The organism is Flavobacterium sp. DG2-3 (assembly GCF_030730925.1).
Taxonomy (GTDB): domain Bacteria; phylum Bacteroidota; class Bacteroidia; order Flavobacteriales; family Flavobacteriaceae; genus Flavobacterium.
In genome coordinates this window covers 127,259-148,394 of sequence record NZ_JAVAMB010000005.1, presented here as the reverse complement: position 1 = coordinate 148,394, position 21,136 = coordinate 127,259, and the positions used below count along the sequence as shown (strand labels likewise).

The 21,136-nt window shown below is 34.0% G+C and carries 15 protein-coding genes; 7 read left to right on the top strand and 8 right to left on the bottom strand.

The window, feature by feature from the left end; translation table 11 throughout:
- Positions 1–21 precede the first annotated feature (21 nt).
- Positions 22–669 (bottom strand): outer membrane beta-barrel protein, encoded by a 648-nt coding sequence (locus Q9Q97_RS09345; RefSeq protein WP_306156327.1) that lies wholly within the window; start codon positions 667–669, stop codon positions 22–24.
- 503 nt (positions 670–1,172) lie between these two features.
- Here Q9Q97_RS09345 and Q9Q97_RS09340 point away from each other — a divergent pair.
- Positions 1,173–1,394 carry a hypothetical protein gene (locus Q9Q97_RS09340; RefSeq protein WP_306156326.1) on the top strand — a complete coding sequence of 74 codons (222 nt, stop codon included), beginning with the start codon at positions 1,173–1,175 and terminating at the stop codon, positions 1,392–1,394.
- A gap of 72 nt (positions 1,395–1,466) precedes the next feature.
- Positions 1,467–1,730, top strand: coding sequence for a hypothetical protein (locus Q9Q97_RS09335; protein ID WP_306156325.1), 264 nt, complete (start codon positions 1,467–1,469; stop codon positions 1,728–1,730).
- 117 nt (positions 1,731–1,847) lie between these two features.
- Here Q9Q97_RS09335 and msrA read toward each other — a convergent pair whose 3' ends face one another.
- From msrA to mnmE, 4 genes are all read right to left on the bottom strand, one after another.
- Complete coding sequence (msrA, locus tag Q9Q97_RS09330) at positions 1,848–2,339, bottom strand: peptide-methionine (S)-S-oxide reductase MsrA (RefSeq protein WP_306156324.1); 492 nt, start codon at positions 2,337–2,339, stop codon at positions 1,848–1,850.
- A 157-nt stretch (positions 2,340–2,496) separates the two neighbouring features.
- Positions 2,497–3,183 carry a ribose-5-phosphate isomerase RpiA gene (gene rpiA, locus Q9Q97_RS09325; protein WP_306156323.1) on the bottom strand — a complete coding sequence of 229 codons (687 nt, stop codon included), beginning with the start codon at positions 3,181–3,183 and terminating at the stop codon, positions 2,497–2,499.
- 159 nt (positions 3,184–3,342) lie between these two features.
- The gene (locus Q9Q97_RS09320; protein WP_306156322.1) at positions 3,343–6,588 is read right to left on the bottom strand and encodes an AsmA family protein; all 3,246 of its coding nucleotides are present in this window, start codon (positions 6,586–6,588) and stop codon (positions 3,343–3,345) included.
- 188 nt (positions 6,589–6,776) lie between these two features.
- Positions 6,777–8,177, bottom strand: coding sequence for a tRNA uridine-5-carboxymethylaminomethyl(34) synthesis GTPase MnmE (gene mnmE, locus Q9Q97_RS09315; RefSeq protein WP_306156321.1), 1,401 nt, complete (start codon positions 8,175–8,177; stop codon positions 6,777–6,779).
- Positions 8,178–8,357: 180 nt separating this feature from the next.
- On the opposite strand from mnmE, the gene Q9Q97_RS09310 reads away from it, so the two are divergent.
- Positions 8,358–9,191: a universal stress protein gene (locus tag Q9Q97_RS09310; protein WP_306156320.1), complete on the top strand. Its 834-nt coding sequence runs from the start codon at positions 8,358–8,360 to the stop codon at positions 9,189–9,191.
- Positions 9,192–9,252: 61 nt separating this feature from the next.
- Complete coding sequence (locus Q9Q97_RS09305; RefSeq protein WP_306156319.1) at positions 9,253–11,025, top strand: DNA mismatch repair protein; 1,773 nt, start codon at positions 9,253–9,255, stop codon at positions 11,023–11,025.
- A 107-nt stretch (positions 11,026–11,132) separates the two neighbouring features.
- Here the strand turns inward: Q9Q97_RS09305 and Q9Q97_RS09300 are convergent, their stop codons facing one another.
- The 3 genes from Q9Q97_RS09300 to Q9Q97_RS09290 all read right to left on the bottom strand — a co-directional run bounded on the left by Q9Q97_RS09300 (position 11,133) and on the right by Q9Q97_RS09290 (position 15,938).
- Entirely contained in the window at positions 11,133–12,737 is a 1,605-nt protein-coding gene (locus tag Q9Q97_RS09300; protein WP_306156318.1) for a Na+/H+ antiporter, read from the bottom strand.
- A 510-nt stretch (positions 12,738–13,247) separates the two neighbouring features.
- Complete coding sequence (locus Q9Q97_RS09295; protein ID WP_306156317.1) at positions 13,248–14,945, bottom strand: ribonucleoside-diphosphate reductase subunit alpha; 1,698 nt, start codon at positions 14,943–14,945, stop codon at positions 13,248–13,250.
- Positions 14,946–14,963: 18 nt separating this feature from the next.
- Positions 14,964–15,938, bottom strand: a complete 975-nt coding sequence (locus Q9Q97_RS09290; protein WP_306156316.1) for a ribonucleotide-diphosphate reductase subunit beta — start codon at positions 15,936–15,938, stop codon at positions 14,964–14,966.
- A gap of 824 nt (positions 15,939–16,762) precedes the next feature.
- Here Q9Q97_RS09290 and Q9Q97_RS09285 point away from each other — a divergent pair.
- The 3 genes from Q9Q97_RS09285 to Q9Q97_RS09275 all read left to right on the top strand — a co-directional run bounded on the left by Q9Q97_RS09285 (position 16,763) and on the right by Q9Q97_RS09275 (position 21,056).
- Positions 16,763–18,253 carry an ankyrin repeat domain-containing protein gene (locus Q9Q97_RS09285; protein WP_306156315.1) on the top strand — a complete coding sequence of 497 codons (1,491 nt, stop codon included), beginning with the start codon at positions 16,763–16,765 and terminating at the stop codon, positions 18,251–18,253.
- Positions 18,254–18,362: 109 nt separating this feature from the next.
- The gene (locus tag Q9Q97_RS09280; RefSeq protein ID WP_306156314.1) at positions 18,363–18,845 is read left to right on the top strand and encodes a DUF2271 domain-containing protein; all 483 of its coding nucleotides are present in this window, start codon (positions 18,363–18,365) and stop codon (positions 18,843–18,845) included.
- 27 nt (positions 18,846–18,872) lie between these two features.
- The gene (locus Q9Q97_RS09275; RefSeq protein ID WP_306156313.1) at positions 18,873–21,056 is read left to right on the top strand and encodes a PepSY domain-containing protein; all 2,184 of its coding nucleotides are present in this window, start codon (positions 18,873–18,875) and stop codon (positions 21,054–21,056) included.
- The last annotated feature ends 80 nt before the right edge of the window (positions 21,057–21,136 follow it).

Below are 21,136 nucleotides of genomic sequence, written 5' to 3'. Positions count from 1 at the left end.
CTTATATTTTATGTATTGTTATCACTTACTAAAATCATAACTAATCGCCGCTCCTAATCCAAATTGAAAGGTTGAGGCATAATCAGCAACTTCTACTGGTCCCCAATAGTAGTCCCAATAGTAATCATATCCAACAGCAGCAGACATAGATTGCAGATACGCATGAAGGTTAATTGAAAGAGGCGAATTGGTTTTTACTTTTACACCAGCCTTAACTTCCCATGCAAAATAAGTCCCATTACCACTATTTGGCGATTCAAGAATTGCAACTCCTAAACCTGCACCTAGAAACGGAAGCGCCTTTTGAGAACTGGCTCCGAAATAGTATGTATAATCGGCTAATATGTAATTAATAGCCCCTTTATCATCTCCAGCGTTTACCTGAGTTCCAGGTGCAATTCCACCATCTAAAGCAATCTTTGTATACAATGGCATTTTGGTATCAAGCCTATTATATTTTAATTCTACAGAAGCGTTATCCATTATAAAATATTCCAAACCTATACCATACTCAAAGCCATCTTCTACTCGTGCGTATGAGCGATCAAAATCTACTTTATCAGAAAAGGTATAACCTCCGTAAAGATTAAGCAAAAACGACTGGGCACTTTGCGCCGACAGCGTCAATGAAAAGGAAAAAACAACAGTTAATAAAAGATACTTTTTCATAATTTCTAATTTTAATTTACAATAAATGATTTGTTTTACTTTGGGTTTCTAGTCTAATTAGATAGAATCAATCCTATTTGATATTCACTTTTTCTAGAAGCTTTAAAAGTCAGATTTGATAAAAAATCTAAAACTGCTTTCATGGCATGGGCTTTTAAGGATTATGCTAAATCTATCTGACCCAAAGTTATCCTACAAAAACATTTTGGGCTAAAGAAACGGGTTCAATGATGTTGCAAATTATAAAATGAAACCATTTTTTAACCCTAAAGTTTTAGTACAATCATAAATAATTTGCTGAATGCTTGCGGTATAGCACTCTATAAAAAGGTAGAAATACTTAATTTATAACAACTTCAGAATCAGGAATAGAAATATTTCCGCTCATTGCTTATCATTTAAAATTATATAAAAACCCCACATAATTCTGTAATTTAAAACGTTCTTGGTCTATCTATTTTTGGATTACAATAAATCATTATAAACCAGTAACTAAATACAATATGAAGCCATCACAATTATCACACAATATAACTTCCTTATATAACAGACCTAACGACGAACCAGATTTTGACTGCGAATTTTTATCAGGCGACAGCATTGACGCTCGCGGAAACGAGAGCATTCTTGATCCAGATCCAGATGAAGAATTTGCCGATGACTTTAATGACAGAGAGTGGGATACTGACATCTACGATCCGTATTTGGAGCAGAGTTACTATTAGGCGGAATCTGAAGACTAAAGATAGATTAAAACCAAATTTGGGCAGTTCTCGTATATAAAATAAAAGCTTGTTATGACTGTCAATTCCTACCGTCTGCCTGCCCAAATCTATAAATACATCTGTTTGAACCAAGGCCGCTTAGTGCCTTTTGAAGAATTATGCATCATTCTTTTCCTATCTGGAGGCGGAGAGCCCTTTTCAACCGAAAATCCTGTGGCAGAAAAAGTGCAGCACACCCGCATAATGAACGCATTACTCTTCCTATCTGATATTAATCTGATCATACTGGATCAAGCAACAGATTCAAGTACTCTAAATCTAACAATCAGAAATTAGTTGCTTTTCACTAATCACAATTCAGATCAACTTTAATCATAAACGTAAAAAAAGCTGTGCAGATCTTTAATCCGTACAGCTTTGATTATTTTGATTATGTAATGAATGTTATTCCGTTTATAAAAACGTCCCGAATCTCTCAAAATGACACGTATAGCCGTCTGGTTTTTTAACCAAATAGTCTTGATGATAGTCTTCGGCAGGCCAAAACTTCGCAATAGGCTCCAGCTGTGTTACAACAGGTCCATTCCATCTTCCAGAATCGTCTACTATTTTGATCACTTCTTCTGCAGTTTGTTTCTCTTCTTCGTTCTGAATAAATAGAGCCGATCTGTAGCTTGATCCTCTGTCATTTCCTTGTCTGTCGACTGTTGTTGGATCATGCACACGGAAAAAGTAATCTAGCAACTCTTTAAAAGAAGTTTCGCGTGTATCGTATGTAATTTCAATTCCTTCGGCATGACCTGGGTGATTTTCGTAGGTCGGATTTTCATTATTCCCTCCTATGTACCCCACTTCGGTATCTACAACTCCAGGACGCACCCTAAATAGGTCTTCCATGCCCCAGAAACATCCTCCAGCTATATAGGCTTTCTTCAAATTTTCCATAGTATTTGTTTTCGAAATTTTAATAAAATAATCTGTCTATTTTTAAATGCATATAAAATTAGCATAATAATGCGTAATACAGAAATGGAAATGATTTCAAAATCTTATGCTGTCATAGATAAAAGTAAAAGAATTTATCCATTTAGAAATGTCAGCTTCATTTCTCAAAAACTATTGCAGTATCACCGTCACCCATAATTATTTGATCGGCCAATTCTATAAAAAGTCCGTGGGCAAGTACTCCCTCAATGCCATTTAGTAATGTCGACAAAGTCTTGGGATCATCTATCAGTCCGAAGTCCGCATCAATAATGTAATTCTCTTGATCGGTTAGAAATTCTCTGCCGTCTTTCATCCTTAACTCGCTACTTCCACCTTTAGATGCAATCTGCTTCAGCACATAATTTGCAGCAAATGGCACTACTTCAACAGGCACTTTAAACTTCCCTAGCATTTCCACTTTTTTAGAAGAATCAGAAATAATAATTTTCTTTTTGGTAAGAGAAAGCACTATTTTCTCTCGAAAAAGTGCCCCGCCCCCGCCTTTAATCATCATTAACTCAGAGGTAAATTCATCGGCACCGTCAATTGTCAAGTCAATTGCATCGACCGTTTTTATATCAATCAATTCTATATTTAGAGAAGCTGCCAATTTTTCCGTTTCCTCTGAAGTTGGCACCGCTTTAATTTTTAGTCCTTCTTTAACTCTCTGTCCTATTTCCATTATAGCATAATATGCGGTCGAACCTGTTCCCAGACCAACGATCATATTATCTCCGATAAGTTTTACCGCTTCTTTGGCGGCAAGCTCCTTTTCTCTTTCAAAATCTGATTTTGTTTTCATAAAAAAATAATGGATTTCAGATAAACTTTTACTTGAATCATAATCGCTTTAGTCGTTGTTTAAACTAATTTCAACTTTTGATATTTCGTCTACTTTATTAAATATAAACAATTATCAAAGTAAGACCAAACAAAATTTATAGTGCTTTAAAGTCCTTTATTATTTTGTTTCAGATAAACTTAAAGTATCTTTCACTCTGTTTCTACGATATTCTGGCTTCAGATTTTTAAGTTCACTTTCTTCTGCAAAGGTTTCATCTTCTTTAAATTTACCTGTCGAAATTTCAAAATCATCTGCGGTACCCGTAATTTTCATCGGAACATTTATAAGCCCCATTGGCGGCAATCCTAAACGAAACCCGACGTTTATTTTTCCATCCATAGTAACCTGCCCCTCGAGTTTGCCCCTAAATCCCGCCATTTTCATAGTTGTAGGAGTAATTGTCATCACATTATTCTTTATAGCGGAATGAATTGCAATTTTATTAAATGAAGCTTTTTCCAAGTCGGCAGCAGCGGCTTTCTTCGCTACATGGTTTAAAAGTTTAAAATTTTTAAATTTAATATCTTCCAAAGTCAGCGTTCCTTCACCATCAATAGATTTAAAATCAATATCCATATTCTGATCGATATTGCCTCCAAGCTGGTAATCAACCGAAACCAAACCGTAAGCATCCTTAGCCATACTAACCAATTCAGCAAAGATCGGAATCTCTGCATAAGCGCGCTGGATATCAAAATTGCTGGCTTTAAAATTCGCATTGTATTTAGCCAAACGCCTATGCAGAGCTTTATATTCTCCTGACATTTCAATTTTGGTGCCTGCCATACTAAAAGCAGCTTCTGTTATCTTAATTTTTCGGTCATTAACCGCCAGAGTTCCTATAAAATCTTTAATCTTATACGTATCAAACTGAAGGTTATTTACTTTTGCTGCAATTTTCAGATCGGCTGTGCTTGGTATCCTGATAACGTAGTTTTTGTTTTTCGCTGTGGGGTTTTTAGAAATTGCCTTAACAGCAGCAGAATCTGTTTGCTGCAGGGTTTCTTCTTCCGCTTTCTGATCTGTATATTTGGCAATCATATCAAAAAACTCATTGGCGTCAATCTGGTTACTGAAAAGTTCAATATCTGCCTTAAGTTTTTCGTTGGACTCCCTTAAATGCTTTCTATTAAATAGATAGCGCAATACGTTATGGATATAACCGTTTAGCACAACATCTGATTTGCCATAAGTAAGATTGAATTCTTCAAAACGCATTTTGTCTTTAAAGAACTTAAATGTTCCTTTAGAAACCTCAAATGGTTCTGGAAACATGGCGCTTTTGATCACTACATTTTTAGCTTCTAGTTTTCCTCCATTTTTAATATTCCCGTAGTTTTTAGCCTCTATATCTTTTTTAGAGCCTTTCGCGATCAGATTGGTCTGGATAACTCCTGAAATGCTCATATCTTTTACCGGAAATATCTGGGTTAATTTACCAACATCCAAAGTGCCTTGAGTTTTAATATTATATACTAAATCATATAGATTGGTGACTTCTCCCTGAACTTTAAACGGTGATCCCGCCAGAACAAACTCCGCAGGCACTATTTTTACATTCAAATCTTCTCCAGTTCCATTGTGGCTTATGGCAGTTGCATTTATGTTTATATTTTCAACCGGTATTTTAGGGTATTTAAGCATTTTTAAATACCCATTTTTAATATTTACGATTGCTTTTGATGACGGATATTTTTTCTGCTTACGGTTTAAAATGCCATGCATACTCAGTTTTAAATTAAGATCTCCCTTAATCTCCAAGCTGTCTAATGGATAAAATTTATGCACTTCTGCCAGATTAATTTTAGACTCCAATTCTGTGTCTACAGTAAAAGGATATAATTTATGAAGCTCAAAGCGCCCGTGGACAAAATTATTCAGAGCCTCTGCATTCAAGTTGGTTACTTTACCCGAAACGTTGCGTAAAATACTGTCTTTAGCTGTTAAGCTCAAATTGAAATTTACGTTTTTTACTGCCTCTGTTTTCTTTATATTTTTCAGATATCCATTTTTCAAGCTTGCGTTTAATTGAAACTTAGGAATACTTTTAATTATGGTATCTATTTTATTTAAACGCGGACTGAAACCTAAGTCTCTCAAAAAAACACCATCGGCTTTTAAATCTAGAGCTACTTCTCCACGAATCTCATGGTCGTTCAGATGTAAAGCATCTTTTAATTTTGCTAAATCTATAGCTGCTTTTACAGCGGTTTTGATTTTCAGTTTTTTGAAACCCTCTGAATGAAAATTAATTACGGTCTGCTTTTTATCCAAATTAAAAGACAGATTATCCAAATCAAATTTCAATTTATTGATATCTAAATCTCTGACCTGCGCTTTAGCCGATATATTGATGTCTTTTACTGGATCTTTAATTCTTTTATAAACAATTGCACCATTATTAATCTGCAAATCTCCAGAAACAACCGGTTTCTCTGACTGATCTTGCATGTATTTGCCTCGTGCCAATATTCTAAAATCAATATTACCCGTAATGGTCATTTGTTCGCGCCATTTGTCATAAGCTGGAGGCACAAGCGAAAGCATTTCTTCTAAAGTAGAATTTTTAGACTGCATGCGTAAATCAAAATCATAACCTCCTTTTATAAATGCAAAAGATCCATTAAATGAAAATGGAAAATTTCTAATACGAATGACATTTCGCTCAAACTTAAATTTAAGCGCTTTGGCATCTATATAAGTGGTAATTTCGGCATTGATCGGTTTACTACGAACGTAATCAACACCGTTTAAACTGAAATCGAATGATTTTATTTTTACTTTAGAATCAAGATCAAAATGTGCTGCACTCAAATCTCCTATTCCTTTATAGTTAAGATCCTGAACCTTGAATTTTAAAAGGGCACTTTTGTCATTGTACGATATGTTTGTTTGCTTTATAACAATCCTTTTAATATTAAATTCTGTTTCGGTTGTATCGGTAGAAGTGCTGGGTTTTAAAATATTAAAATTGGCATTCCCTTTAGGATCAATTTCAAGATTTAAATCTGCTTGATCCAAATACACAGCATCGAGAACAATCCTGCCTTTTATTAAGCTGTAAAAATTTACACCAGCTGATACTCTATCTGCTTTTACAACATTTCTTGCTGTAAAATGGTTCTTTTTATTGACGATACTTACATTTTTTGCATAAACCGTTAAAGCTGGAAAATGTTTGAAAACAGAAAGTCCAATTTCATCAAAACGCACGTCTGCGTCTAGTTTTTCATTAGCTAAACTTTCCAATTTAGCTGTTATTTCATCTTTGAATATATAAGGTACAACTGTCAGAACAATTATTAAAAGCAAAAATAAGGTTGAAATAATTATGGCCGTTTTCTTTAATAACTTTAGGGTCATTTTTAAAAAGTATATTTTTAGATTTTAAAAATATCAATTTAACTTCCATGAAAAAATCTTCAAATCGATATTAACTCAAAAATAACATAATGCATAAACTTTTGTATTATGACATGACAAAGTATATCATTAAAGGCTCCTAATGAAAGTGGTTAAGAAACAGGTTAACAGTGAAAATTTTACAAAATTTATTTGCCGATGCAAAAATTAGCAAAAATATTTCCCAGCAATTCGTCGTTTGACACCTGCCCGGTAATCAACCCAAATTGGTATAAGGCTTCGCGAATATCAAGCGCCATTAAATCGCTTGAAAGACCCGATTCTAAACCAAATTTTACTTTCTGGATTTCGTCTAAAGCTTTTAATAATGAATCGTAATGTCTGGTATTGGTTACAATGGTTTCATTGTTGCGAAGTGCGCCAGTATTTACAAAAGACAATAATTCATTTTTTAAATCCTCTACTCCTATTTTTTCTTTCGCAGAAATCAATAGCAGTTTAGCATTTAGATTTTCTAACTGATTCGTAATATTGGCCACTTCTTCAGCAGATAAAATATCTTTTTTATTAACGACAATAAGGAGCGGTTTTAGCGGATATTTGTTCTTAATCTGCTCAATTTCATTGACAAATTCAGAACTTGAAGCTTGGAATTTTAATCCGTCAAATAAGTAAATTACAACTTGAGCCTGATCGATTTTTTCGAAAGTTTTCTTGATTCCGATGCTTTCTACAACATCTTTGGTATCACGAATTCCGGCAGTATCAATAAATCTGAATCCGATTCCGCCAATAACCAATTCGTCTTCGATCGTATCACGAGTTGTTCCCGCAATGTCCGAAACAATTGCGCGTTCTTCGTTCAACAAAGCATTTAAAAGAGTCGATTTCCCAACATTTGGCTCACCGACAATAGCAACTGGAATTCCGTTTTTGATTACATTTCCAACAGCAAACGAATCAATTAAACGTTTTAAAACAAATTCGATTCGGTTTAATAATTCATGAAATTGGGTTCTATCAGCAAATTCCACATCTTCTTCTGCAAAATCCAATTCCAATTCAATCAAAGAAGCAAAATTTAGAAGTTCTTCTCTAAGTTTGGCAATTTCATTACTGAATCCGCCGCGCATTTGCTGCATTGCAATTTGATGAGAAGCTTCATTATCTGACGAAATCAAATCGGCAACTGCTTCTGCTTGTGATAAATCTAATTTCCCATTAAGAAAAGCTCTCAAGGTAAATTCGCCCGCATCGGCCATTCTACAGCCATTTCTAAGCAATAACTGAATAATCTGCTGCTGAATATAAGTCGATCCATGGCAAGAAATTTCAATAGTATTTTCACCAGTATAAGAGTTCGGACCTTTAAATACCGAAACCAAAACTTCGTCTAACGTTTTGCTCCCGTCTACAATATGTCCTAAGTGCAACGTATGCGTTTTCTGCTTGGTTAAATCTTTGTTTTTAATAGATTTAAAAACCGAATTACCAATTGTAATGGCATCAGCTCCAGAAATACGAATTATGGCAATGGCTCCAGCTCCAGAAGGCGTAGCTAAAGCAACTATAGAATCTTGATTTATCATGCTGCAAAGGTATAAAAAAACTGTAATTTATTTTCTATAGCAGCTTATCGTCCATTCGCTAAAGAAATCTTTAAAATAATTGATATTTTTAAATCATTAAGTGTTAAAATACTGATAAATATCAGGTTGATTTCTTCGCAGAATGAGTAAATTTGAGAGACAAACCTTAATCTTAATACTATGAAAAAGATATTATTTCCAACCGATTTCTCTGATGCTGCTACCAATGCATTTGTTCATGCTTTAGAATTTGCTAAAGTCGTAAAAGCCGAACTAATCTTACTTCATACATTCGAGATTCCTGTTTACGACAGCCAATTCTTTCCAGAGAATTATGCTTCTATTTACAGCTCAATTGAATTGGCAAAATTTGAAATGTTTAAAGATGAAATCCCTAAACTTCGAGAAATTGCTGCTGAGCGCAAATTAGATGATATTGTTATCAAACACCGTTTAATGGATGGCGATCTGATTTACAACCTGAAAAATGCCGTAGAAGAAGATCAAATAGATTTTGTAATTATGGGTACCAACAGCGTTTCTGACTGGACAAAATTCTTTACGGGATCAAATACCGAATCTGTAATTTCTGGAGTTGAAGTTCCGGTTTTGTGTGTTCCTATTGATGCTAAATTTAAAAAAGTAAAAACGATTGGTTTTACTACGCGCTATCGCGAAAAAGATAAAAAAGAACTGAAAAAGATTCTGAAAATTGCTAAAAAAACGGACGCTAAAGTCAAAAGTTTATATGTCAAAACATCTAATTCTGATGTGACAGATCAAGTACGAAAAGAATTTGAAAGTGAGTTTGCAGCAGAAAATGTGGAATTTCTTGTATTGCCAAGTGATGATGTAAAAGAAACCATTCTCGATTTTGTGTTGTATAAAGACATTGATATTCTGACTACCATAACACACAAACGCTCTTTCTTTGAAAGTCTTTTTGATTCAAGTTTTACCAAAAAGATTACCAAAGAAGTTCAGATTCCGATTTTGGTTATGCATGAAGATTAATGTAATAAATGATGATTTTGTAACTTAAAAGCTATATTTGTATTTCAAGCAAAATATTAGAATGAAAGCATATACAGACAACGTTACAAAATACTCAGAAATCTATAATAAAACCAACAAAAAATATAACAGCATAAGTCTTTTGAGGCTATTAAGTATTTTTCTTTTCTTGTTTTTTATGTTTTATTACATCAAAACAGATCAAATACTTTATGTCATTCTAGCTGTTTTATCTTTTGCTGGTTTTCTTTTTTTAATGCGAATACATTCTAGGCTTTCTTTCAAAAAATTACTGGCCGAAACGCTTTTGAAAATTAACCAAAACGAAATTGCTTTCTTAAAAAGAGAAAAAACACCTTTTGAAAATGGCGTCGAGTTCATCGATTTTCATCATCCTTATGCGTACGATTTGGATATTTTTGGAGAACATTCTTTATTTCAAAATCTCAACAGAACAGCTTCTTTTATCGGAAAAAAAACGCTTGCAGAACTATTGCTTCATACGTTGCCTGAAACTGAAATTTTAGAAAATCAGGAATCGGTTAACGAATTGAAAAGCAAAATAGACTGGAGACAAGAATTTCAAGCGCTTGCCATTATTGGCAATGATTCCAAAGCTTCTTATGAAGCCATAAAACATTGGACTTCTTTTCAAAACAATTCATTACCTAAAGTTCTAGTTGCACTTTCAATTATTCTTCCTGTAACTTTTTTTGGATTTTTAGCGGCTTATTTTATCACTTCTAAAACCATTATACTTTCTTATCTGACATACATTTTTATTGCTAATCTGATTGTTTTAGGAAGATGTCTAAAAAGGATCCAGTCGGAAATAGCAAAAGCAGACAACGTTGATAAAATCATAAAACAATACAGTTTACTGATTGAAAAAATTGAACGCGAGTCTTTCCAATCCAAAAAGCTACTTCATTTACAGCAACAGCTTAATTTTAAAAATGCCAAAGCTAGCCAGCACTTAAAACAGCTTTCTGAGTTATTTTCGAGAATGGATACTATAAATAATTTTGTTACCGCGACTTTATTCAACGGAACATTTTTATTCAATCTTCATGTTTTAAAAGCATTATTAAAATGGAAAGAAGATTATGCTTCTGAAATGAACCATTGGATTTCTATTATTGGCGAAATTGAAGCCCTAAATAGTTTAGCCAATTTAGCGTATAACAACGATGATTTTGTTTTCCCAGAAATCAATTCTGAATATAAAATTGAGTTTAAAAACTTGAGCCATCCGTTGCTTAATCCTGCAACAAGAATTGGAAATGATACGCAATTTTACCCGCAATCTTTCGTGATTTTAACTGGATCGAACATGTCTGGAAAAAGCACATTTTTGAGAAGCTTAGGAATCAATATGGTATTGAGTGGAATTGGATCAGTTATTTGTGCTTCAGAAGCTAAAGTTCATCCACTTCCAGTATTAGTTTCAATGCGATTATCAGATTCTTTATCGGATAGCGAATCTTATTTCTTTGCTGAAATTAAACGTTTAAAACAGATCATGGATGCGCTTGAAAATCAGCCTGCTTTTGTTTTATTAGATGAAATTTTAAGAGGTACAAATTCTGATGACAAAAGAAACGGAACAATTGAAGTGGTTAAGAAAATAATTTCGAAAAAAGCTATTGGCGCCATCGCAACTCACGACATAGAAGTTTGCCTAACAACAAACGAATTTCCTGAAATTTTAACCAATCAATGTTTTGAAGTTGAAATTCAAAATAACGATTTGCACTTCGATTACAAACTCCGAAACGGAATCTGCAAAAACAAAAGCGCGACTTTCTTAATGCAGAAAATGGGAGTTATTTAATGAGTTATGAATTATGAGTTATGAATTGTGGATTATGACTTTGATCGTATTTACGCAAAGAATAAATTTATAATTCATAATTTATAACTCATAATTCATAAATAATATTAGTTTTCCTCATACATTTCCATCCACAGACGGGTTTCTTCCAAATCTAATTCTTTTTCAATTTTACGAAATATTTCTTCGTTTACTGAGCCTGATTTATGCATTGATTCTAATTTTGAACGCTCTACATTTAGCAGATCGATTTGAATTTTGGTAAAATCATTAAAAATTTCACCACCAAGAAGTTTTCCATTTCCGAAGAAATTTGCTGGAAGTTCTGTCTTTTGCAAACGGTTAAATTTTACTTCGTATTTGCTTTTAATGTTGTGAAGCAATTCGCCATTCAATAATGAGAAATTATCTTCGATATGTGCAATGGTTTCCGAAACTATTACATTACGAATGTTATACTCTTCTGCAAGAATTGAATAACGCTCAATTTTAAGCTTTTTAATCAGCCACGGAAGCGTAAGACCTTGTATAACCAAAGTGGACAATATAACGCAGAAAACTAAATATATAATTAAATTTCGAAGTGGAAACTCTTCTGTTTTGTTCAGCATTAGCGGAAGCGCCAAAGCAGCGGCCATAGAAACAACGCCACGCATTCCTGACCATCCAAAAATGATCATATTTCGATAATCAAATTCTTCTTTTTCGCGAATTCTTTTACTAATCATTCTCGGAATAAGAGTTGCTGGAATTACCCATAAAAAACGAACCAAAATAACCACAATACTTATAACCGCACCCCAAATAAATAACGAATTTCCAGAATAATTACTGATTCCGTCTATAATTTGCCTCAATTGGAGTCCGATTAAAATAAAGATCAGACCGTTCAAAATATTATTTAATACATCCCAAATCGTATTGGTCATAATTCGGCTTTCGTGAGAAAAGATTGCTCCCGACCTTGCCGCCAGAAAAAGACCTGTCGTTACAACAGCCAAAACTCCTGAACCTTCAAAGTGCTCTGCAAGCAAATACGATGCAAATGGCGTCAATAAAGTAAGCGTAACCTCGATAATATCGTCGCAAACAAATCTTTTATGAATATAATACATGACATAACCGACAGCCAAACCTATTGCGATACCCAAAGCCGACATTAGTACAAAATTTAATCCTGCCTGCCATAAAACAAAATTTCCAGCAGTAATCGCTGTAAGAGCATATTTGTACGCTACAAGTCCACTAGCATCGTTTACTAAACTTTCTCCTTCCAAAATAGCAATCAATCTCGGATTAAGTCCTAAACCTTTTGTAATTGCTGTTGCTGAAACCGCATCGGGAGGCGAAACAATTGCACCAAGCAAAAACGCTAACGGCCAAGAGATATCATCTATAAGCCAATGTGCTACCACAGCAACCAATCCTGTTGTAAAAAACACCAAACCAACAGCAGCAAAAGTGATCGGACGAATCGATTGTTTAAAATCAGACCAGCTAGTATGCCACGCAGCGTGATACAGAAGTGGCGGAAGAAATACGATAAAAACGATTTCTGGACTCAGCGCAATCACAGGAAGTCCAGGAACAACGCTAATAACAACACCGCATAAAACCAAAACAATTGGAATTGGGAAATTATATCTTTTACTAACAAGGCTAAGAAAAGCAACGCCAAAAAGCAACATTATAATAACGGTAATATTCTCCATTTGAGGTGGTATTTATAAGATTTTGGATGATAGAATTTGGGTACTAAATTAAGATTTTATGAGAATTAAATTAGCTTAACCTTAAAAAAATAGAGTTGCCACTAAGACGCAATGGCTCTAAGTTTTTTTGCCACGAATTACACGAATTTCACAAATTTCTTTTTGTTTAGCCACAGATTGCACAGATTAAAAGGATTAAAATCTGTGAGAATCATTTTAATCTGTGGCTAAAAATAATTAGCGAAATTCGTGAATTGCTTCGCCAGTTCGCTATCGCTCGAGTCGTGGCAAAAAAACTTTGCGGAGCTACTTGCTAAGATGTCTCCTTCGTCGACATTGACAAACAGTATGGGAATCATACAGCGCAAAAGTACTTTATTTAAAAATCTGTTTAAATCTGTAGAATCTGCGGAAAACTCTTTGCGTTCCTCTGCTTAATCTTAGCGAATCTTTGTGGTAAAATTCACAACATAAAAAAACCGAATCTAAGAAGATCCGGTTTTATGATATTTATGATTCGCAGCTGCTGCACGAAACAAGACTTGTAACCAATTCTTTAGAAACACTTTGGCTTCTTTGGTAGTACAAACTTTTTACTCCTTGCTGCCAAGCTTCGATCATTAAACGGTTTACATCTTTAATTGCCAATTCGGCTGGAATATTAAGATTTAAACTTTGTCCTTGATCTACAAACTTCTGACGAATTCCTGCTTGCTGTACAATTTCCAATTGGCTGATTTCTTTAAATGTCTTAAAAACATCTTTTTCAGCTTGAGTCAATTGTTCCATATGCTGGACACTTCCTCCGTTTAGCATAATTCCTCTCCAAACTTCTTCGTTATCCAAGCCTTTTTCTTCCAACAGTTTTTTAAGGTATTTATTTTTACGCATAAAATTACCTTTGCTTAATCCAGCTTTATAATAATTACTGCTGAAAGGCTCAATTCCTGGCGAAGTTTGTCCTAAAATTGCCGAAGAAGATGTTGTTGGAGCAATTGCCATTGTTGTCGTATTACGTCTTCCGTAACCTTTTAACAATTCTGGTTCGCCATAAATTCTAGCCAATTCCTGACTTGCTTTGTCGGCTTTATCGCTAATATGTTTGAAAATCTCTGTCGTTTTCATTTTTGCTTCCATTCCTTCAAACGGAATCATGTTTTTCTGCAAATAAGAATGCCATCCTAAAACGCCTAAGCCAAGTGCACGGTGTCTTTTAGCAAATTTATTCGCTGCCGAAAGATAATAGTTGCCTTCTGTTTTTTCGATAAATTCTTGCAAAACGGCATCTAAGAAAAAGATCGCTAGTTTTACTGCTTCCGTATCTTTCCATTCTTCATATAATTCTAAGTTCATAGAAGACAAACAGCAGATAAATGATTCATCATGAGTTGACGGAAGCATAATCTCGCTGCATAAATTACTGGCATTGATTCTAAGATTCTGGTCTTTGTAAACTTGTGGTTTATTTTTATTTACATTGTCACTAAAGAAAATATAAGGCAACCCTTTTTGCTGACGGCTTTCTAATACTTTAGCCCAAATTTGTCTTTTTTCTGCATCACCGTCAATCATTTCCTGCATCCAGTAATCTGGCACGCAGATTCCAGTAAACAAGTTCTGAATTGGGTTTCCGATACTTTTAATTTTCAAAAACTCTTCGATATCCGGGTGATCCACATCCAAATAAGCTGCAAATGCACCACGACGAACTCCACCTTGAGAAATCGTGTCCATTGCCGTATCAAAAAGCTTCATAAAACTTACTGCTCCACTACTCTTTCCGTTATCTGTTACAGCACTCCCGCGTTCGCGTAATTCACCAAAGTAACCAGAAGTTCCACCTCCAATTTTCGTCTGCATAATTACCTCTCCAAGCTTATGCGTAATGCCTTCAATTTTATCTGGGACATGCACATTAAAACAAGAAATTGGCAAACCTCTTTCTGTTCCCATATTGGCCCAAACTGGGGAACTGATACTCATCCAGCCTCTTTCGATCATTTCCATGAAAGATTCTTTCAATTCTGGCTTGTACAATCTTCTAGCTGCGGCAGTACAAATTCTATCGATCGCTCCCTCTACAGTTTCTCCTTTTAGAAGATAACCGCGGTTTAAAATCTGTTCACTTTCAGAATTTTTCCACCACATTTTGCTGTCATTTTGTGGCTCAAAATTAGTATTTGCTGGGTTTGTGTCTATCGTATTCATGTGTATTATGGGCTTGTATTAAAAAAGATCGTTTGCTGTGATACTCTTATCGTGTTTCGTATATTCGACAGGACGTTTTGCAAAGAAATCGTCTAGACTGTTGGCAAAAACCTCTTCTTCAAACCAAGTCATTTTTGAATATTCATCTGGAGAAACATTAAAAATAGGTTCGATGTTAATTTGTTTCAAACTTTCATCAATTCTAAATTTCATGAAGTTTACCAAATCTTCTTTATTTATTGTTTCAACTGCTCCATCTTCAAAAATCCAATCCAAAATATCGGCTTCAACAGTAATTGATTCTTTTACAGTTTCTCTAATTAATTCTAAAGTTGTCGCATCAAAATATTCTGGAAATTCTTCACGAATTTTATTGATGATGTAAATTCCACCATTCGCATGAATCTGTTCGTCGATTGAAGTCCAAGCAATAATATTGCTCACATTCTTCATATATCCTTTGAATCTTGTGAACGACAATAAAATGGCAAACTGACTGAATAAAGACACGTTTTCGATCAAAATACTGAACAAAATCAGCGAAACCATGTATTTTCTGTTGTCCTGAGACTTTGTGTCTTTTAATACATTCGAAAGATAATCTACACGTCTGCGAATCACAGGAACGTCCAATAATTTTTCGAATTCGTCATTATAACCTAAAACTTCTAATAAACGAGAATACGCTTCTGAATGTCTAAATTCACATTCTGCAAAAGTAGTTCCAAGTCCGTTGAATTCTGGTTTTGGAAAATGCTCGTATATATTACCCCAAAAACTTTTTACAGCTACCTCAATTTGCGCAATTGCCAATAAGCTATTTTTGATTGCCGTTTTTTCTGCCAGATTTAAATGCGCATGAAAGTCTTGCGTATCGGCAGTAAAATCTACTTCAGTGTGTACCCAGTAAGCTTTATTAATAGCTTCGGTAAATTGCAGAACCTCAGGATATTCAAAAGGTTTATAATTGATTCTTTTATCAAAAATTGACATATATATAGAGTTTTAAGTGACTTTTTTAAGATAGAAAAACAGAACACTGTATTTGGGGAAGTGGCAGCGTGTATTTCTATTTATACAAATTTAAGTCGCATATATTCTCATGTCCAGTTTTTGTTGTTAAAAATCAGCTCAATTATCAACAGTTTAAAAACTTCAAAAAAGAGCTGTAAAAGAATTTTTATCAACAGCTCGCGAGCATTTTGTAATTTGCATGGAGCTAGCAGTTTCTATGTAAACTTCGGGAAGTTATCAACATCAAAAAAGCATCGATTTTGGAACAAATCAGAAAACAAGTTATCAACAATACTTTTTTTAAAATCGAATTTTCATCCTTTTTTGGAGTAGAAAAAAACGTCTAATTATTAATAACGATTCTAAATAGAATTTTAAAGCGTTTCTAAAACTCAACATAATCCACTTTATAACAATCACTTAAACAAAAATGAATAAAATTTAAAATAATTGATTTTAATAAACTAATGATTTAAATCAACTTTAACAGTTAAAATTCTACTGTTCCAATTTTAGGTTTAGAAACGTCTTAAAAATTAATTTCCAGTTAAAACTATTTTCCTTGAACATTTCAAAAAAGCCTCATTTCAAAAATTACTTTTCCATCTTAAATTAAAGAAAGATTAAAATTCGCTTAAGCGATTCTTAAAATTTAGTAAATATCAATGAGAAAAGGCTTTTTACTTCAAATTGTTGTTGGTTTAAAATATTAATCTTTACATTTGCCTTTATTTTTATTTATTCTAAATAGATAAAGAAAATCCAAAACAGATTATTCTAACAAACATAAATTACATTTCGATATGAAAAAGAATCTACTTGTTTCTTTTGCCTTCGCAACAACATTATTTGTAAGTGCACAGCAAAAAAATACACTTTTAGATGCCAATTTCTGGAAAACTTCTCCAAATACGGAAATTGTGAAAGCTGAAATCGCAAAAGGAAATAATCCGGCAGAAGCCAATGTAAATGCTTTTGACGTTACGACTTTAGCCATCAATAATGAAGCTCCAGTAGAAACCATCAAATTTTTAATCGATCAGCCAGGAAATTCAATTACAAAATTAACTCACGATAACCGTATTTACTTGCACTGGGCAGCTTACAAAGGCAATACAGAATTAGTGCAATATTTAATTGCAAAAGGTTCTGATGTAAACTTTGAAGACAGCCACGGAACTGCTCCAGCAGATTTTGCAGCTTCAAACGGACAAGCAAATCCAGAAATGTATGAGGCTTTTTTTAAGGCAGGAGTTAATCCGACCAAAAAATATGCAAACGGTGCCAATCTTTTGCTTTTAGCTATTGCATCTGACAAAGATTTAAAAGCTGCTGACTATTTTTCTACAAAAGGAATGTCTCTAAAAGATGTTGATGCTAACGGAAATACTGCTTTTACTTATGCAGCAAGGTCTGGAAATATTGCTCTTTTGAAAAAACTTCTTGAAAAAGGAATCAAACCAACAGATGAAGCGCTTTTGGTTGCTGCACAAGGAAGCCGAAGAGAAACAAATACACTTGAAACGTATAAATATTTGGTTGAAGAAGTAAAAATTAAAGCAACTGCGCAAAATAAATCAGGTCAAAATGTATTTCACATTTTAGCTGGAAAACCAAACCAGACGGAAATTATTAAATATTTCTTAGATAAAGGTGTTGATGTAAACAAAGCTGATAAAGAAGGAAATACGCCTGTTATGGCTGCAGCTTCGGCAAGAGAAATTGCTGTATTAGAGCTTTTTCTTCCGAAAGCAAAAAACGTAAATGCACAGAATTTAAAAGGAGAATCGGCTTTAACAAAAGCAGTACAATATGGAACTCCAGAAGCGGTAAGTTTACTTTTGGCTAAAGGTGCCGATGTTAATGTTAAAGATAAAGACGGAAATAATTTAGGTGTTTATTTAGTACAATCTTATCGCCCAGCGGGAAGAGAAAAAGCAACAGCAGATCCTTTTGATGCAAAAGCAAAACTGCTTCAAGACAAAGGACTAAACCTGGCTGCTCCTCAAAAAGACGGAAATACTTTGTATCATGTAGCGATTACGAAAAATGATGTCGATCTTCTTAAAAAAATCACTGATTTAAAAGTTGATATTAATGCTAAAAACAAAGATGGTTTAACCGCTTTGCACAGAGCTGCCATGACTTCTAAGGACGATGCTATTTTAAAATATCTAGTTTCTGCTGGGGCGAAAAAAGACATCAGCACAGAATTTGACGAAACGGCTTACGCTTTAGCTAAAGAAAATGAACTGCTTACTAAAAACAACGTTTCTGTTGAATTTTTAAAATAAAACAATTAGATAATAATCAATATTTGAAATTCCAAATTCCAAACTCTATTTTTGGGATTTGGAATTTGAATTTTAGAATTTAAATTACCAATCAATACATACAATTTTTATGAAATCAATATTAAAAATGGCTCTTGCGGGCGCTTTTATTTTTTTAGCTTCTTTTCAATCTCAAGCACAATCAAACAAATACAAGATTATGCTGCAGATGAATAATTATATGGGAGAAGGCGCTTATATCGTTGTTTCTCTGATTAATGCAAGCGGTGAATACGAAAAAACGCTTTATGTAATGGGAGACGACAAGAAATGGTACAAATCATTGAAAGAATGGAATAAATTTCACACGGTAAAAAATGATGACATCAGTGCTAAAACTGGTGCTTCTGTAACGGGCGGTGACCGTAGCGTGACTACCATCGAAATCGAAAATTCTAAAATTAATAAAGGATACAAATTACGTTTTGAAACTGCTGTTGAAGATCAGAAATACTATGTCAGCGATCTTGAAATTCCGCTTTCAACTGAAGGTCTTGCTGATAAAACAGATGGCAAAGGCTACATCAAATACGTAAGATTAAGTAAAATATAATACGATTACATTTCTAGAATACACTCAATGACTCTTTCTTTTTGGCGTTACGCACACTTGGCTTTGGCCTTATTTTCTTCTATTTTTTTGCTTTTGGCTTCGGTAACTGGAATCATTTTGGCCGTCGATGCGGTTCAGGAAAAAACACTTCCGTATAAAGCTGAAAATTTCAATAAAATAACTCTGGGCGAAACGCTACCCGTTTTAAAGAAAGAATATTCAGAAATTACAGAATTGGGTGTAGATTACAATCAATTTGTAACGCTTCAAGCCATTGATGCAGACGGAAATGACATTAAGGTATACATTGATCCAAAAACTGGAAAAGCACTTGGAACTCCTGTAAAGAAAAGCGAATTCATAAATTGGATTACAAGTCTGCACCGTTCGCTGTTTCTTCATGAAGCTGGACGTTTTTTTGTAGGTGTAATTTCTTTTTGCTTATTATTAATAGCTATTTCGGGTTTCGTTCTGGTTTTAAAAAGACAGCGCGGCATCCGAAATTTCTTTTCTAAAATAATCAAAGAATATTTTGCACAATATTATCATGTGCTTTTAGGAAGATTGGCTTTAATTCCGATTTTGATTATTGCCTTAACAGGGACTTATTTATCGCTGGAAAGATTTAATTTTTTTATGGGCGAAGAAAAAGCAAAACCTGTAAAAACTGAACTTTCAGAAAAAGCCAAAACAAATTCAATCTTCAATACGACCTTATTATCTGATGTAAAAAAGATCGAATTTCCCTTTACGGATGATCCCGAAGAATATTATATTATTGAATTGAAAGACCGAGAAGTTGAAGTAAATCAGGTCACAGGAGCTGTAATTTCTGAAAAACTTTCTCCAATGACGGCACAATTTGCTGCATTGAGTTTAGATCTTCATACGGGAAGAATTAACGGAATCTGGGCTGTAATTTTAGCTATTGCTTGCCTTAATATTCTATTCTTTATCTATTCTGGTTTTGCTATTACTTTGAAAAGAAGATCAAGCCGAATTAAGAATAAATTTAAAGCGAACGAAAGTACGTTTATCCTTTTGGTCGGTTCAGAAAACGGAAGCACATTCCGATTTGCCAATTCCATTCAGAAACAATTAATTAATCACGGACAAAAAGTTTTTGTCAACGAATTAAATAAGTTTTCTGTTTATCCGAAAGCCGAACATATTATTGTTTTTACATCAACTCATGGCTTGGGAGATGCGCCTTCTAACGGAACGCAATTTAAAACTTTGCTAGAAAAACAAAATCAAGAGCAAAATATTAATTTTTCTGTTGTAGGTTTTGGTTCTAAATCTTATCCTGATTTTTGCCAGTTTGCCATTGAAATTGATCAGCTTTTAGAAAAACAAAAATGGGCAGATCGTTATTTGAAATTACAGACTGTCAATGATAAATCGGCCGTGGAATTTGTAGAATGGGTAAAATTATGGAGCGAAAAAACGGGAATTCTGCTCGCAACTACACCTTCTTTATACAACCATGTTCCGAAAGGTTTGCAAAAATTAATGGTTTTAGACAAAACACCAATTTCTGAAACCGAACACACATTTATTCTGACGCTGAGAGCGAGTGCAAGGGCTAAATTTAGTTCTGGCGATTTATTGGCCATTTATCCTGCCAACGATTCTAGAGAACGACTCTACTCTATCGGAAATCATTCTGGAAATATTCAATTGGTTGTAAAACTGCATCCAAACGGATTGGGTTCTGGTTTCTTAAATGCTTTAGAACCTGGAAATGTGATAAAAGCTCAAATCGTTAAAAATCCTGCTTTTCACCTTCCAAAGAAAGCTTCTAGAGTAGCTTTCATTTCAAACGGAACAGGAATTGCTCCTTTCTTAGGAATGATCGAACAAAATAAAGCAAAACAAGAACTTCATTTATACAGCGGTTTTAGAATGGAAACGCCAACTTTAATGGCTTATAAAAAGTTCGCTGGAATCATGATTCAGAAAGAACATCTGGACAATTTTCATGTGGCCTTATCGCGCGAAGCGGAACATATTTATGTGATGGATTTAATTAAAAGAGATTCTTCTTTTTTTGTGACTTTATTAAAAAAAGGCGGTGTCGTTATGATCTGCGGTTCGCTTGCCATGCAGAAAGATGTTGAAGCTATTTTAAGTGAATTGTGTTTAACAAAAGGATTAAAAACACTCGAAGAATATAAAGCTAATAAGCAGTTTTTAACAGATTGCTATTAATCTGATTGTAATAAATACGCAGATGACACTGATTCGCTATCGCGAAGACACAGATAAAACGGATTTTTTTGTTTCACGCA